This is a genomic window from Aeromonas lusitana (assembly GCF_002812985.1).
In the GTDB taxonomy this organism is placed as follows: domain Bacteria; phylum Pseudomonadota; class Gammaproteobacteria; order Enterobacterales; family Aeromonadaceae; genus Aeromonas; species Aeromonas lusitana.
The window spans coordinates 60,401-75,091 of sequence record NZ_PGCP01000016.1; the positions used below are offsets into that span (position 1 = coordinate 60,401).

The window sequence follows — 14,691 nt, forward strand, 5'->3', positions numbered from 1 at the left end:
ATAGCGCTTTCCATACCACACCGGACTTTTCTGATAACCGTAACGAGAAATCTCATTTTAAATAAATATATTATGACCTACCACAGGTTCTTAAATCACTAACTTAGCATTCCCCTTTGGCTCTATTTTTTTGCCACTGGGCAAAAATACACGCAAGGAGTAGTAATAGAAAGTACCACTCTACCCGGGTTGCCACGGATCCTGGTCGGGGTCATCGGCGGCCTGCTGGCCATGGGGATCATCGGCCTCTTTATCGGCCCAGTGGTGCTGGCGGTGGGCTACACCCTGCTGGATGCCTGGATCAAGGAAGACGAACACCCCGCCAGCGACAAGGCGGTGGCCCCGCCTCAGGAGAAGGCGCTGCCATGATGTAAAACGCCGCCCCTCGGGCGGCGTTTTGTTTTCAAGATCAATTGGTAAGCACTAGAGTCCCGGCACGATTCCACGTCAGCCTAGAACCAAAGTTCGAACCCTTTGCGCCAAATCCGAACCAGGGTTCGAGCCGCCACGACCTCCCCCCTACCGTCCCGAGTCGCCCCCCGCCACAATGCCTCCACCATTTCGGAGGTACAGAAGATGAACGAACTGAGAGCAACACGCGCCCTGATCACCGGCGGCGCCAGCGGTATCGGACTGGCCATCGCCGAGGCGCTGGCCCGTGAGGGAGTGGAGCTGATTCTGGCGTCCCGTCGCCAGTCCCTGCTGGAGCAAGCAGCCGCTCGCCTTAGCGCCCAATACGGGGTAAGGGTGCTGCCCCTGGTGCTGGATGTGTGCGACGGCCCCCAGGTGCGCGCCCAGCACGCCCAGGCCAGCGCCCTGCTCGGCCCCATCGATCTGCTGATCAACAACAGCGGGGTCGGCAGCGACTATCTGGTGCAGGATCTGCCGGAATCCGAGTGGGACAGGGTGATGAACACCTGCGCCAAGGGGACCTTCCTGCTGACCCAGGCCTGCCTGCCGGACATGCTGGCCCGGCGCCACGGCACCATCATCAACATCGCCTCCCAGGCAGCCAAGCACGGCTATGCCAGGGCCAACGTCTACTGCGCCGCCAAGTTTGCGGTGCTGGGCTTCGCCAAGGCGCTGCGCGAAGAGGTGCAGCATCAGGGCATTCGGGTACATACCCTCTGTCCCGGTCTGGTGCAGGTGCCGCCCCCGGCCTGCGCAGCCGAGCGCAAGCCCGGCTGGTTGCAGGTGGAGGATCTGGCCGAGGCAGTGCTCTACACCCTGCGCCAACCCGCCCACGTTCAGCTCGACGAGATTGGCATGACGGGGATCTGACCCAGGTTATCCAGCTGACGACAGCAATGACATGGGGCGCCGAAGCGCCCCATGCAGTATTTCACGCTGTTATTGCCAGCCGTGGTGAAATATCAGGCAGGTTGATGCAGAGTGATGCAGTGGATACCACCACCCCCGGCTGCCACAGGATCGATGTCGATCTGCACTATCTTGCGACCCGGATAGAGGCGGGCCAGCAGATCCCGGCAGTAACGGTCGGCCTTGGCATCCCCGAACTGGGGAGTGATGACGGCGCCGTTGATCGGCAGGTAGTTGATGTAACCGGCGGCGAAGTCCGGGCTGCGGCTGAATTTATTGTCTCGCCCACCCAGGGGAGGCGGCAGCTGATGCAGCTCCAGCTTGTTGCCATCAGCGTCCGTCGCCTGCTGCAAGATGGCCAGGTGCTGGCGGGTCACCTTGTAGTCGTAGGAGTCGGGATCGTTGTCCATGTTGATCACCACCACCCCGGGGCGCACGAAGCGGGCGTAGAAGTCCACGTGGGCGTCCGTGATGTCCTTGCCCTTGATCCCCGGCAGCCAGATGATCTTGCGCAGCCCCAGGTTGGCCTTGAGCTCCGCCTCCACTTGCGCCTTGGTGAGGCCCGGATTGCGGTTGCTGTTGATCCAGCTGCTCTCTGTCATGATGGCTGTGCCGTTGCCGTCCACCTCTATGCCGCCCCCCTCACCGATGAGCTCGCTCTGCAGGTAATAGGCATCGGTCTGCCGGCCCACCAGGGCGGCGACCCTGGCGTCATAGCTGTGCTCCTGCTTGTCCCCCCAACCGTTGAAGTTGAAGTCCATCAACCCGAGCGCCCCCTGCTCATCCTGCACGAAGACGCCGCCGGTATCCCGCAGCCAGATGTCGTCCAACTCGACGTTGATGAAGCGGGTGTTGTGCTCGCCGCACAGCTGGCGCGCCAGATCCTCTTCCTCCTCATGGCAAAGCACGCTCACCTGGGTATAGGGGGTCATGGCCTTGACCAACCGGCCTATGGTGGCCTGCACATCCTTGTAGTTACGACCCCAGATATCGCTGTTGGCGCCAAAAGCCACCCAGACCTGAGACTGGGGGGAAGACTCCTCCGGCATGTGATAGCGGCCGGCGGCACTGGTCTCGCCGGCGGCAAAGGCCGAGCGGGCACCGGGCAGGCTGCCAAACCCGGCAATGGCACCGAGGGCGACCAGCTGTTTCAATACATGGCGTCGGGAAAACATCTTTCTACTCCTAAGGTTCAGAGGCTGCTCTTGAAGCGAGTCCAGGCTCGCATGCGGGCACGCATCTGGGATTGTGCAATGTCTTTGCCCGGAATGAGCCGCTGATAGCTGGCCTCATCCAGGTAAATATCCGGGTTGGCCGTCATGGTGGTATCCACCATGGGTTTGGCCTTGGCACTGGCGGTCGGATAGCCGGTGCTGTTGGTGATGGCCGCCATGTTGGCGGGGCGCATCACGAAGTTGATAAAGGCATAGGCATATTCAGGATGGGGGGCATCCGTCGGGATCGCCATTGTGTCCATCCAGATAGTGCTTCCCTCCCTGGGCAGCCGGTACTCGAAGTCGATGACCTTGCCCGCCTCGGTGGCGGCCCGCCTGGCCTGGGTCATGTCACCGCTGTAGCCAAGGGAGAGGCAGAGATCGCCGTTCACCAGCTGGGTCACAGGCTGGGACTGGAACTTGCGGATATAGGGCTTGAACCCCTTGAGCAGGGCCAGGGCCGCCTCCAGATCGTCGGCCTTGCCGCTGCGCGGATCCCGCCCCAGATAGTGCAGCACCACAGCCAGCACCTCGTCGGGGGAGTCAACGACCGAGATGCCGCAATCCGCAAATTTCGCCGCCAGCTCGGGCTTGAACAGCATGTCCAGGCTGTTGACCGGGGCATCCGGCATCCTCTGCTTGATAGCATCCGTATTGTAGGTGAGTCCTATGGTGCCCCAGGTATAGGGCACCACGGCCTCCTTCGCATGGGGGTAGGCCTGCTGCAAGCGCACCAGCTCGGGGTCCAGGTCGCCGAGGTGTTGCAACTTGCCCTTGTCGAGGGGCTGCAGACTGCCCGCCCGCATCAGCCGCTCCGCCACCGTATCGCCTGGGAAGATCAGGTCATACCCACTGCGACCCGCCATCAGCTTGGCCTCCAGAGTCTCGCTGCTGTCCATCACGTCGTAGATGACCCGGATCCCTGTCTCCCTGGTGAAGGCGCTCAGGGTATCGGGGGCGAAATAATCGGACCAGTTGTAGAGCCGCAACACCTTCTCCTCCTGCGCCTCCTCGGCCTGGGCCCCGACGCTCAGCAGCAGGGCCAACCCCATGGCTATCTTGGTCAGCGGGCTCATGATGGGCGCCCTCCCTGGTAGCTGCGCCCGTCCAGGCTCAGCAGGGCGCCATACATCTCGGGACGGCGATCCCGATAGATGCCCCAGCAGAGCCGCTCCTCGGCCATGGCGGCCAAGTCCAGCTCTTGCACCAACACCCCCTGGCTGTCCCTGTCCGCCTCGGCGAGCAGGGCCCCCTTGTGATCCGTGATGAAGGAGGAGCCATAGAAGCGCATCTGCAACTCGGGATCCTGGGTCGCCACCTCGCGGCCGATGCGGTTGGCGGCGATCACCGGCATGATGTTGGCGGCGGCATGGCCGCGCTGGGTCAGCTGCCAGTGATCCCGCGAGTCGAGCGCGGCAGCCCCCGGCTCGGAGCCGATGGCAGTCGGGTAGAGCAGCAGCTCGGCCCCCTGCAGCGCCATGGCGCGGGCCGCCTCCGGGAACCACTGATCCCAGCAGATGCCGACTCCGATGCGGCCGGCGGCCGTGTCCCAGACCCGAAACCCTGTGTCGCCCGGGCTGAAATACTCCTTCTCCTGATAGCCGATGGCGTTCGGGATATGGGTCTTGCGATAGACCCCGAGCAGGCGACCATCCGCATCCGCCATCGCCAGGGAGTTGAAGTAGGCGTTGCCGGCGCGCTCGAACCAGCTGATAGGCAGCACCACCCCCAGCTCCCGCGCCAGGGCCGAGAAGCGGCGCAGCACACGGCTCTGCTCGAACGACTCCGCCAGCGCCAGATGGCCGTGGTATTGCTCGATGCAGAAATAGGGGGTGGCAAACAGCTCCTGCAACAGCACCAGGTTGGCCCCCTTGGCGGCGGCTTCCCGCACCAGCCCCTCGGCGATATCCAGATTGCGCTCCAGCTCCCAGCTGCAGGCAAACTGTGTGGTTGCGACGACGATCTTGCTCATCCGGATACCCTCCCTGACATCCGTTCCCGCTGACAGGCAACTTGTGTGGTTACGACGACCTTGTTCATGAATCTCTCCTCCCTGATCCCATCATGGCGCCTCGCCAGGCTCACCCGGCGAGGCGGTCCCTATCCCTAACCCTGCAACGGCCAGGCCGGCTGCTGCTGGGTGATGCAGTGAATACCGCCGCCGCCGTGGGCCAGTTGGTTGATGCGCACCGGCACCAGCTGGCGGTCCGGGAAGGCGAGCCTCAGCACCTCGCCCGCCGCCTCGTCCGCGGCCACCCCGTAGGCGGGCATGATGATGGCGCCGTTGGCGATGTAGAAGTTGGTGTAGGAGGCGCAGAACACCTCGGCCGCGGCGTCCACCGCCTCGCTCGCCTCGAACAGCTCGCGGCACTCGAAGGAGCGACCTCTCGCATCGGTCGCCAGGGCCAGGGCTCGGCGATTCTCCGCCACCACGCGGCCATAGGTGGAGCCTGCCTCCAGAGTCGCGTCCACCAGCAGCTGACCGGGACGGCTGAAGGCACAGACGCCGTCCACGTGGCCGTCCGTCATGTCACCGGTGACATGATCCGGATCCCCCGGCAGCCAGATGGTCTTCTCGATGCCGAGCAGGCGGCTGAAGATCCCTTCGATCTCCCGCTTGTTCATGCCGGGGTTGCGGTTGCTGTTGAGCAGCACGGACTCCGTGGTGATCAGGGTGCCTTCGCCGTCCACGTGGATGGCACCCCCCTCGTTGGCGAGGAAGCTGCCGATACAATCCAGCTCCAGGCTGTTGAGGACGCGCCGTGCCAGCCCCTCGTCCAGGCCATGGACCGACTTGCCCCCCCAGGCGTTGAAGCGCCAGCTGATGCCGGCGGTGCCAAGCTCGGGGTGGCAGATGAAGGTGGGGCCAGAGTCACGGCACCAGCTGTCATCCACCGGCAGAGGAATGAGGTGCACTCCCTCGCCGCACAGGGTGCGGGCCTCTGCGATGGCGCTGGGATCCACCACCAGCTTGACAGGTTCGAAACGGGCGATGGCGTTGACCACCCGGGCGAAGTCCTGCTGCACCTCGGCCAGGGTGACGCCCCAGCCGTTTTCCCACAGCGCCTTGTTGTGCGGCCAGACCATCCAGGTCGCCGCGTGTCGACACCACTCGGCGGGCATAAACCAGCCTGTTGCCACCATTCCCAGCTCGCGCATCTCACCCTCTCTGATTAGGTACTATTAAGGTTGCTGACGATGGGAATAGACTATTCTCGCTAGCGATGGCGAACAAACGATCGATTTTCGGTAAAAGTGATAAGCGGAGCTAATCAATGATGTTCAAACACTGGCCTCCCCTCAATGTGCTGCGAGGCTTCGAGGCCGCCGCCCGGCTAGGCAGCTTCCATCAGGCGGCCCAGGAGCTGCACCTCACCCAGTCCGCCATCAGCCAGCAGATCCGCTCCCTGGAGGAGATGCTGGGCCAGCCCCTGTTCTACCGGCAGGGGCGATCCGTGGCCCTCACCGATGCGGGCCGGGATCTGCTGGCCACCACCCAGGATGTGTTGCTGCAACTGGCGGTGGGGATCCAGCGCCTGGAGCAGTACCGCAAGCCGAACCAGCTGGTGCTCAACACCACCACAGCCCTCGCCCGCCACTGGCTGCTGCCCCGGCTGGGGGCGTTCCACCGCCAGCATCCCGGCATCGATCTCTGGCTGTTCACCAGCGACGAAGTCCCCAACATGGTCGAGCAGACCATAGACATAGCCCTGCGCAGCGATCTCGATGCCCAGGCCGAGTGCCGTCATCAGCCGCTGCTGGCGGATCGCCTGCTGCCGGTAGCGAGCCCGTCCGTGCTGGCGCAACCGGCTCAGGATCGCACCACCCTACACGGGGAGCGGGAGCTGGACTGGCACCACTGGACCCTCAAGGGCGGCGAGGATCTGCAACTGCGCACCCAGGGGCTCAACTTCTCCGACCCGGGCCTGCTGCAAGACGCCGCCAGCGCCGGCCTGGGGGTGGCGCTGGTGAGCGAGCTGCTCTCCCACCCGGCCCGCCAGCAGGGCCTGCTGCTGCCTCTGTCGCAGCACAGGGTGCCCGGGCCAAGCTGGAGCATGCTGGTGCATCAGGAGAGCGAGAGCAGCCCCCAGTGCCGCGCCTTCTGTCACTGGCTGGCGCAGCAATTTGCCGAGGCGAGTCTCGCCAGGGATGAAGAGGCGACTCTCTGAGGCGGGTCACTGAATCCGCCGAGGGGGCATGGTTAAATGCAGGGCTGACCCCTTGCTGGACATCCCCTTGACCCTGCCATCCGATTCTCAGCCACACCCGCCCTGGCCCGACTATCTGCAGGCCTCCTGGCTGCGCTGCGCCCATCAGACCAGCCCTCACCTCTGGCACCCGCCTCACAGCGCCAAGGGGCAGACCCTGCACAGCCTGCGCCAACGCAAACGGGATCTGCTCACCACGGGGGAGATGGCGCTCGAGGATCTCTACGAGTACATGGAGGGGCGCCCCTGCGCCCTGCTGCTGACCGACGAGAGCGGCTGCCTGCTGGCTCGCGCCGGCCAGGGTGAGACCCTGGCAGAGCTGGAGGCCCTCGGCTTTGGCCCAGGTGCCTTCTTCAGCGAGGGGCGCATCGGCACCAATGCCGTCAATCTGGCGGTGCTGGAGGGGATCCCGCTCACCGTCAGCGGCCCCCAGCACTTCAACCAGGCCCTGCACCCCTGGCACTGCTGCGCCAGCCCGGTCTACAACAGCAATGGCCGTCAGGTCGCCATAGTCGCCCTGGTGTGCAAGGTAGAGGCGGCCACCGCGGGGGATCTCGCCCTCACCGTCAGCGCCGGCCGCGAGCTGGCCCACCTGCTGCAGATGGAGACGCTCATGCAGGAGTCCCAGCGCCACCTGAGCGAACTCTACGCCCTGCTCGATGGCATGGATGACGGCGTGCTGGCCTGGGATCCCCAGGGCAAGCTGCGCTACCTCAACGCCCTGGCGGCCCAGCGGCTGCGGCTAGATCCGGCGCTCTGCCTCGGCCAGCCGCTGGAGCAGCAGCTGCTGTTGCCCCAGCGGCTGCGCCTCGCCATTGAGGGGCAGATGCCGCTCAGTCACGTGGAGGTGACCCTGGAGCGGATCGGGGAGCAGGCCGGGGAGTTCATCAACGCCCTGATGAGCCTCAAGCCGCTGCCGGGACCGGACGGGGTCAGCTTCATCGCCCTGCTGCACCCGCTGGACCGACTGCGCGCCATCCATCAGCTGCGCCAGGCGGCGCCGGAGATCGAAACCCTGGTGGGGGAGTCCAGCGCCATGCGCAAGCTGCTGCGCCATGCCCGCCAGGCCGCCCAGAGTCAGGGCCCCATACTGCTGCGCGGGGAGGAGGAGGTCGGCAAGGCGCAACTGGCCGAGGCCATCCACTTTGGCAGCGAGCGCGCCGCCGGGCCCCTCATCACCCTCAACTGTCAGGCCCTGCCGAGCGATCGCATGGCGCTGGAACTGATGGGCTCCGACGAGGCGGGTCAGGAGCGCGCCGGCAAGTTCGAACTGGCTCACGGCGGCACGCTCGTGCTGGAGCAGATAGAGTACCTGCCCGCCCCCATGCAGGCGGCCCTGCTCCATCTGCTCAAGACGGGCCGCATCCAGCGCTTCGACTCGGCCCGCATCCTGCCGCTCAGGGTGAGGATCATCGCCACCACGAGCGCCGCGCTGGAGCAGAGGGTACAGGAGGGTCAGTTTGGCCGTCAGCTGCTCTACGCCCTGCAGGCCTGCGAGCTCTGGGTGCCCAGCCTGCGCGAGCGCACCGCGGATCTGCCCGCCCTCATCAGCCAGCAACTGGCGGCGCAGGGGCGCGATCCCGTTCGCCAGTTCAACCGGGCGGCCCTCGATTGCCTGCTGGCCTACCCCTGGCCCGGCAACCTGGGAGAGCTGCGCAGCGCCATCGAGCATGCCCTGCTGCACGGCGGCGACGAGCCCATTCCGCCGCAGGCTCTGCCGGCCGCCATCCGCCACGGTTATCAGCGGCTGGATGATGAGGTCGTGGGACAACCGCCGCTCACTCTGGCCCAGCTGGAGCACCAGGCCATAGTGCGCTGCGCCCACGCCTGCAAGGGGCAGGTCAGCCTGATGGCTCGCCAGCTCGGGATAGGCCGCACCACCCTCTGGCGCCGGCTGAAGATCATCGGCATAGACCCCGTCGACTACCACGACTGACCTGGGCTAGCTCCCAATCACCAGAGGCAAGCCACAAAAAAGAGGCCCCGCATCGGCGGGGCCTCTTTATGGGCTGAGTCATCACCGAAAGGGCTAGAGACCCAACTGGTGGGCCGTCACTATGGCAGCCAATACATCCTCTGCGGTGACCTTGAACGGCATGTTATGTATGGTCTCCCCCTCTGCGGTAGCGGATTTCGCTACCGCCAGCAGCCGTGTCATGTCCAGCTCCTTAACCCCCATCATGTGCAGGTTGGTCGGCAGGCCGATGGAGCGGCAGAAGGCCAGCACGGTCTCGATCTCCGCCATGGGGGCATTCTCCAGCACCAGCTGCACCAGGGTACCGAACGCCACCTTTTCACCGTGATAGAGGTGATGACACTCAGCCAGCTGGGTCAGGCCGTTATGGATGGCGTGGGCGGCGGCCAGGCCGCTGCTCTCGAAACCTATGCCACTGAGATAGGTGTTGGCCTCTATGATGTTCTCCACCGCCTTGGTGCAGAGCCCCTGCTCCACCGCCAGCTTGGCCTTGTAGCCATCGGCCAGCAGGGTCTGGTAGCAGAGCTCGGCGATGGCCTGGGCCGCCAGGGTGGAGGCGCCGCCGGCCATGGTCTGGCAACCGGACAACTTGTTGGCCCGCGCCTCGAAGTAGGTGGAGAGCGCATCCCCCATGCCGGACACCAGCAGCCGCACCGGGGCGCGGGAGACGACGCCGGTATCCATGATGACCAGGTTGGGGTTGGTCGGGATCATCAGGTATTCGCTGAACTGACCCTGCGGCGTGTAGATCACCGCCAGCGCGCTGGTCGGCGCATCGGTGGAGGCGATGGTCGGCACTATGACCACGGGCACCTTCTGGTAGAAGGCCACCGACTTGGCGGTGTCCAGGGTCTTGCCACCGCCGATCCCTATGATGACGTCAAACGGGGTCTGGTTGCAGCGGGCCAGCAGGCGGTCAATCTCGGGGCGGGAGCACTCGCCGTTGAAGCAGTCGAACTCGGGGTTAATGCCTGCGGCGTGGAAGCTGGTAGCCACGGTATCGCCCACCAGGCCGGTGACGAAGGCGTCGGCCAGAATGAGCGGCCTGGCGCCGAGCGATTTGACGTACTGGCCTATGTTGGCGAGGGCCCCGTTACCTTGCACATATTTGCTGGGGCTGATGATGATACGGTCCATTTTTTATCCCTCTCTCTTTTTTAAGAATCGGGGCGAAGGCTCGATACCATGAGTCCTTCGTCTTGAAAGGCGCCGACAAGATGGAAGATCTGTGGGGTCGGCGCCCTTGAAATCCGCATTGGCGATGAGACTCAGTCGCCGAAACGCTCCTCCGCCAGCTGCTTGAAGCAGGCCAGGGCGGCGTTCGCATCCTCCCCGCGCGCCAGCAGGGTGAGTCGCTCCCCCTGGCGCACGTTGAGCATGGTTACCCGGGTCAGGCTGCGGGGACTGGCCTCCTTTTCTCCCTTCTGCAGCTTCATCTCGGCGGCAAAGGGCTTGAGCGCCGCCACCAGGCGGGCGGCGGGGCGCACATGCAGGCCGTGCGGACTCTCGACCACCACCTCGCAGCGCAGCCAGCCTTCGTCGAGCTCGGGAGCCGCTTCATTGGCCACAGGCGCAGCACTGGCGGGCAGCATGGCCTGCTTGGGACCCAGGGCTCCCAGCGCCTCGGCGGCGACCTCATCCAGGCTCAGGCCCGAGCCGGCCGCCACCACGGCGGCCAGGGTGCCTTCCACCAGGGGCGCCGGGCTGAGCCGCACCCTGGCACTCAGCTCGGGGGGCAACAACTCGAGGGCGGTCTCGGCGCTCAGCAGGGCGCTGCCGAGATCCATCAACACCAGCACTCCGCTGCCATCGTCCGCAGCCTCGATCGCACTCATCACCGCGATGGCATCCGTGCCTATGGGATGCTCGGGATCATCGACCCCGGCCGCCAGCAGCAAGGGGGCCGGGCTGCCCAGCTGGGCGGCTAGCGCCTGCAACCCGCTAGCCAGGATGGCGCTGTGCGAGACCACTACGATACCGATCATGTCACAACCTCGCTCTGTCACGCAGGGCGCTCAGCAGCAACAGGGTCGAGGTGGCCCCGGCATCCTGATGGCCTATGCTGCGCTCGCCAAGATAGCTGGCGCGCCCCTTGCGGGCCTGCATCTGAATGGTGGCCTCGGTGCCGGCGCTGGCGGCGGCGACCGCCTTGTCCAGCGCCTCGGCCAGCGGCAGATCCTGCTGCTGTGCCTGCTGCAGCGCGACCAGGGCCGGCCACCAGGCATCGCACATGGTCTTGTCACCTGGCTCGGCCCGGCCACGGGAGACGATGCCCTCGACGCCGTCTGACAGCATCTTGGCGAGTTGCGCCAGGGTCAGACTCTGGCAGGCGTCGGCACTGGCCGCCGCCCGGATGAAGAAGGTGCCGTAGAGCGGGCCACTGGCGCCCCCCACGGAGGAGAGCAACGTCATGCCGGTGGTCTTGAGCACCTGGCCGATGTCTTTATCCGCCACCGCGGGCAGCTTCTCGGCGACCTTGGCAAAGCCGCGCTGCATGTTGAGGCCATGATCCCCGTCACCTATGTCGGTATCCAGGGCGGTGAGGTAGTCACGCTGCTCGGTGAAGATGTGCTCGCAGTCGAGCAGCCAGTTGACGATCTGATGCTTGCTTAACATGAATATTCCTTAGCAGCCGCGGCGCAGGGCCGGGGTGTGAACGGGGGCATCCCACAACTGCATCAGCTCATCGTCCACCTGCAACAAGGTGATGGAGATGCCGGTCATGTCGAGGGAGGTACAGTAGGGGCCGATCAGGTTGCGCACCAGGTGGATGCCGGCATCCTCGCACAGGACCGCGAGCCGGCCATAGACGCCATACAGCTCGGAGATGGGTGTGCCTCCCAGGCTGTTGACCAGGGCGATGACCCGGCAACCGACGTTGAGGGGCTCGATGAAGGTGTGCTCCTCCTGCCAGCTGCCGGCGGCTCTGTCCCAGTGGCACAGGGTGCGGCCATAGGGGCGGTTGTCGGTCAGCTCCTTGAACATGTCCCCCACCAGGGTGTTGAGGTCGGTAAAGGGACGGCGCTCTATGCCGGGCTCGCCGTGGATGCCGACCCCGAATTCCATCTCGTTGTCCGCCAGGGTGAAGGAGGGCTTGCCTGCCGCCGGCACGGTACAGGCGTGCATGGCGACCCCTATGGTGCGGCTCTGGTTGTTGATGCGCCGGGCCAGGGCCTCGCAGCGCGCCAGATCATACCCCGCCTCGGCGGCGGCCCCGACCAGCTTCTCGCACAGCACAGTCGTGGCTACCCCACGGCGACCGGCGGTATAGAGGCTGTCCTTGACCGCCACATCGTCATCGATGAGGGCAAAGCCTACCTTGACGCCGTCCCCGTGCAGCAGCTCGACCGCGGTCTCGAAGTTGAGCACATCCCCGGTGTAGTTCTTCACCAGGAACAAGACGCCGGCGCCGCCGTCGACCGCCTGACCACACTCATACATCTGATCCGGGGTCGGTGAGGTGAAGATCTCGCCGGGGCAGGCGCCATCCAGCATCCCCTTGCCCACTAGGCCGCCGTGCATCGGCTCGTGGCCGCTGCCGCCACCGGAGATCAGCGCCACCTTGCCCATCACGGGGGCATCGGCGCGAGTGATGTAATGGGGTTCGATACGCACCTTGAGCTCGGGATGGGCGGCGGCCATCCCCATCAGTTGTTCACGGACCACGGCATCGACGGCGTTGATCAGCTTCTTCATGGCTCACTCCTTGGCTGGCCACCGGGCTGGTGGACAAATGGTTGATGGAGCCAGTCTACCGGGATGGAGGGGGATAAAAATGACGGTCAGTTTGGTTCGGATCTGAAACGGCAAAGAGGGGTTGCCCGTTCCAATCTGAAACGCGGCGGGGAGAAACGAGGGGAAACTGTTAACTCTCTCACAACCATGAAAAAGGGCCCCCGCAGGAGCCCTTTCGACATTGGTAATCTGGCTTGGCTTAGATGGCCCAGCCACCGGCATAGAAGACAACCAGGGCTACCGCAATGATGACGGTGCCTATATTGAGCTTCTTCCACTCGGCGGCAAAGACGCGGCCCACAACCAGTGCCACGAAGCCCAGCATGATGCCGGTGACTATGTTGCAGGTGAGCACGATGAAGACGGCGCACAGCATGCCGGACAGCGCATCGACCGAGTCATTGAAGTCCAGCTTGGTGACATTGCCCAGCATCAGCAGGCCGACATACATGAGCGCAGGCGCGGTGGCGTAAGCCGGCACCAGATAGCTCAGGGGGGAGAGGAAGATCATCATCAGGAACAGCACGCCGACCAGGGTGGCCGTCAGACCCGTCTTGCCACCGGCCGCAGTTCCGGCGGCTGATTCGATATAGACGGCTGCGGGGGCACCACCCACGGCGCCCGCCACCATGCTGCTGACGGAGTCGGCTGTCAGGGCCTTGCCGCCGCTGATGATGTGACCACGCTCGTTGATGAGACCGGCCTGACCCGCCACCGCACGTATGGTACCGGTCGCGTCAAACACGGCGGTCATCACCAGCGCCAGCACGGTCGGGATGACCACGGGATTGAGGGCACCCAGCAGATCCATGCTGCCCACGAGCGACCCTTTCTCACCAGTCAGGCTCGGCATGGCGAAGAAGCCCTGCCAGGTCACCTTGGGATCGAAGGCCAGACCCAGGGCCGAGATGGCGATGATCACCATCAGGATGCCGCCCGGCACCTTGCGACGCTCCAGCCCGAAGATGGCCGCCAGCCCCAGCACCGTCATTATGACGGGGAAGGAGGTCACCTCGCCCAGCTGGACCGGCAGACCCGCGCCCTCGTTCTTGATCACCATGCCGACACCGTTGGTGGCGATCAGCAGCAGGAACAGGCCGATGCCGATACCCGTGCCGTGGGCGATGCCGGAAGGCAGGTTATCCAGGATCCACTGACGCACGCCGGTCACGCTGATCAGGGTGAACAGCACCCCCATCAGGAAGATGGCGCCGAGCGCCACCGGTATGCTCAAGCCCTGACCCAGCACCAGGCTGAAGGCAGTAAAGGCGGTGAGGGAGATGGCGCAACCGATGGCCATCGGCAGCTTGGCCCAGAGCCCCATCAGCAAGGAGCCGAAGGCCGCGATGAGACAGGTCGCCACGAATACCGGGCCCTGTTCAAAGCCGGCGACACCCAGCATGTTGGGCACCACTATGATGCTGTAGACCATGGCCAGGAAGGTGGTCAACCCGGCCAACAACTCCTGGCGCACACTACTGCCGCGCTCGGAAATGGAAAAATAGGTATCCAGAAAGCCGCCTTTCCCTGCTTGGGCGGCGATGTCTTGCGTTGCCATAACTCATCCTGAAAGTGTGAAGGAAATCGTTTGCTTTTATGGCTGCGCAAAATAGCAAGAATTTGCCAAGATTGCAGCGACTTCTCCGACTTTTTCCACTAAGTCACGTTATAAAGCGCCATTTGTAGCTCTTCACCTTAGACCGGGCGACCCGACTCACCAGAAAGGGGGCTCCTATACTGCAAGGACACCCGAGGCACCAGACTGGAGATAAGCATGCACACTCGCAATCTGCTGAACGACATCCCCTCCCCATTGCCCACCGAGCTCTTCCAGGATCTGGTGAGTACCAACCACCTGCGTATCGAGCGCATCGTCTCTCTGGGGCATCAGACCGCGGCCGGTGAATGGTACGATCAGGACGAGCACGAATGGGTATTGATCGTTCAGGGGGAAGCCAGCCTGCTGTTCATCGATCCTCAGGATCAGGAGCAGCAACAGGTGCTGCTGGGGCCGGGAGATCACATCAATATTCCCGCCCGCCTGAAACACAGGGTGGAGTGGACCCACCCTGATGTCCCGACCATCTGGCTCTGTGTTTTCTATTAGGGATACTACTGAAACAAGATAAATATCTTTAAAACTGATGAGTGCAAGGGTGTTAAAGGGAGATAGGGAGGTAGAAATGGGAGATTTTGGATATAAAAAAAGCCCAGTCGTTAGACTGGGCTTCTTAAGTAG

General features: G+C 64.2%; 13 protein-coding genes and 1 pseudogene. 5 read left to right on the forward strand and 9 right to left on the reverse strand.

From position 1 onward, the window contains the following. Positions 1-189 precede the first annotated feature (189 nt). Both CUC44_RS11515 and CUC44_RS11520 read left to right on the forward strand, forming a co-directional pair. Positions 190-369, forward strand: a pseudogene (locus tag CUC44_RS11515) (AI-2E family transporter YdiK); the annotation flags it as partial. Positions 370-576: 207 nt separating this feature from the next. Then, positions 577-1,281, forward strand: coding sequence for an SDR family oxidoreductase (locus CUC44_RS11520; protein WP_100860098.1), 705 nt, complete (start codon positions 577-579; stop codon positions 1,279-1,281). A gap of 92 nt (positions 1,282-1,373) precedes the next feature. Here CUC44_RS11520 and CUC44_RS11525 read toward each other — a convergent pair whose 3' ends face one another. The 4 genes from CUC44_RS11525 to CUC44_RS11540 all read right to left on the reverse strand — a co-directional run bounded on the left by CUC44_RS11525 (position 1,374) and on the right by CUC44_RS11540 (position 5,693). Beyond that, on the reverse strand, positions 1,374-2,495 hold the full coding sequence (locus CUC44_RS11525; RefSeq protein WP_100860099.1) for an agmatine deiminase family protein: 1,122 nt from the start codon (positions 2,493-2,495) through the stop codon (positions 1,374-1,376). Between the two features lie 17 nt (positions 2,496-2,512). Next, positions 2,513-3,610: an extracellular solute-binding protein gene (locus CUC44_RS11530; protein ID WP_100860100.1), complete on the reverse strand. Its 1,098-nt coding sequence runs from the start codon at positions 3,608-3,610 to the stop codon at positions 2,513-2,515. Next, positions 3,607-4,506 (reverse strand): N-carbamoylputrescine amidase, encoded by a 900-nt coding sequence (aguB, locus tag CUC44_RS11535; RefSeq protein ID WP_100860101.1) that lies wholly within the window; start codon positions 4,504-4,506, stop codon positions 3,607-3,609. The genes CUC44_RS11530 and aguB overlap by 4 nt, the downstream gene beginning before the upstream one ends. 134 nt (positions 4,507-4,640) lie before the next feature. Beyond that, the gene (locus CUC44_RS11540) at positions 4,641-5,693 is read right to left on the reverse strand and encodes an agmatine deiminase family protein (RefSeq protein WP_100860102.1); all 1,053 of its coding nucleotides are present in this window, start codon (positions 5,691-5,693) and stop codon (positions 4,641-4,643) included. A gap of 116 nt (positions 5,694-5,809) precedes the next feature. Here CUC44_RS11540 and CUC44_RS11545 point away from each other — a divergent pair, with 116 nt between their 5' ends. Both CUC44_RS11545 and dhaR read left to right on the forward strand, forming a co-directional pair. Continuing rightward, positions 5,810-6,703, forward strand: coding sequence for a LysR substrate-binding domain-containing protein (locus CUC44_RS11545; RefSeq protein ID WP_100860103.1), 894 nt, complete (start codon positions 5,810-5,812; stop codon positions 6,701-6,703). A 67-nt stretch (positions 6,704-6,770) separates the two neighbouring features. Continuing rightward, positions 6,771-8,678, forward strand: a complete 1,908-nt coding sequence (gene dhaR / locus CUC44_RS11550; protein ID WP_425266314.1) for a dihydroxyacetone kinase operon transcriptional regulator DhaR — start codon at positions 6,771-6,773, stop codon at positions 8,676-8,678. Between the two features lie 93 nt (positions 8,679-8,771). Here the strand turns inward: dhaR and CUC44_RS11555 are convergent, their stop codons facing one another. The 5 genes from CUC44_RS11555 to CUC44_RS11575 form a co-directional block, all read right to left on the reverse strand. Then, positions 8,772-9,854 carry a glycerol dehydrogenase gene (locus CUC44_RS11555; protein ID WP_100860105.1) on the reverse strand — a complete coding sequence of 361 codons (1,083 nt, stop codon included), beginning with the start codon at positions 9,852-9,854 and terminating at the stop codon, positions 8,772-8,774. 131 nt (positions 9,855-9,985) lie between these two features. Then, complete coding sequence (dhaM, locus tag CUC44_RS11560) at positions 9,986-10,702, reverse strand: dihydroxyacetone kinase phosphoryl donor subunit DhaM (protein WP_100860106.1); 717 nt, start codon at positions 10,700-10,702, stop codon at positions 9,986-9,988. A gap of 1 nt (position 10,703) precedes the next feature. Further along, complete coding sequence (gene dhaL, locus CUC44_RS11565) at positions 10,704-11,333, reverse strand: dihydroxyacetone kinase subunit DhaL (protein WP_100860107.1); 630 nt, start codon at positions 11,331-11,333, stop codon at positions 10,704-10,706. A gap of 9 nt (positions 11,334-11,342) precedes the next feature. Next, the gene (gene dhaK / locus CUC44_RS11570; protein ID WP_100860108.1) at positions 11,343-12,413 is read right to left on the reverse strand and encodes a dihydroxyacetone kinase subunit DhaK; all 1,071 of its coding nucleotides are present in this window, start codon (positions 12,411-12,413) and stop codon (positions 11,343-11,345) included. A gap of 238 nt (positions 12,414-12,651) precedes the next feature. Further along, complete coding sequence (locus CUC44_RS11575; protein ID WP_167388878.1) at positions 12,652-14,010, reverse strand: NCS2 family permease; 1,359 nt, start codon at positions 14,008-14,010, stop codon at positions 12,652-12,654. A gap of 216 nt (positions 14,011-14,226) precedes the next feature. Here CUC44_RS11575 and CUC44_RS11580 point away from each other — a divergent pair, with 216 nt between their 5' ends. After that, positions 14,227-14,559 carry a cupin domain-containing protein gene (locus CUC44_RS11580; protein WP_100860109.1) on the forward strand — a complete coding sequence of 111 codons (333 nt, stop codon included), beginning with the start codon at positions 14,227-14,229 and terminating at the stop codon, positions 14,557-14,559. Positions 14,560-14,691 lie beyond the last annotated feature (132 nt).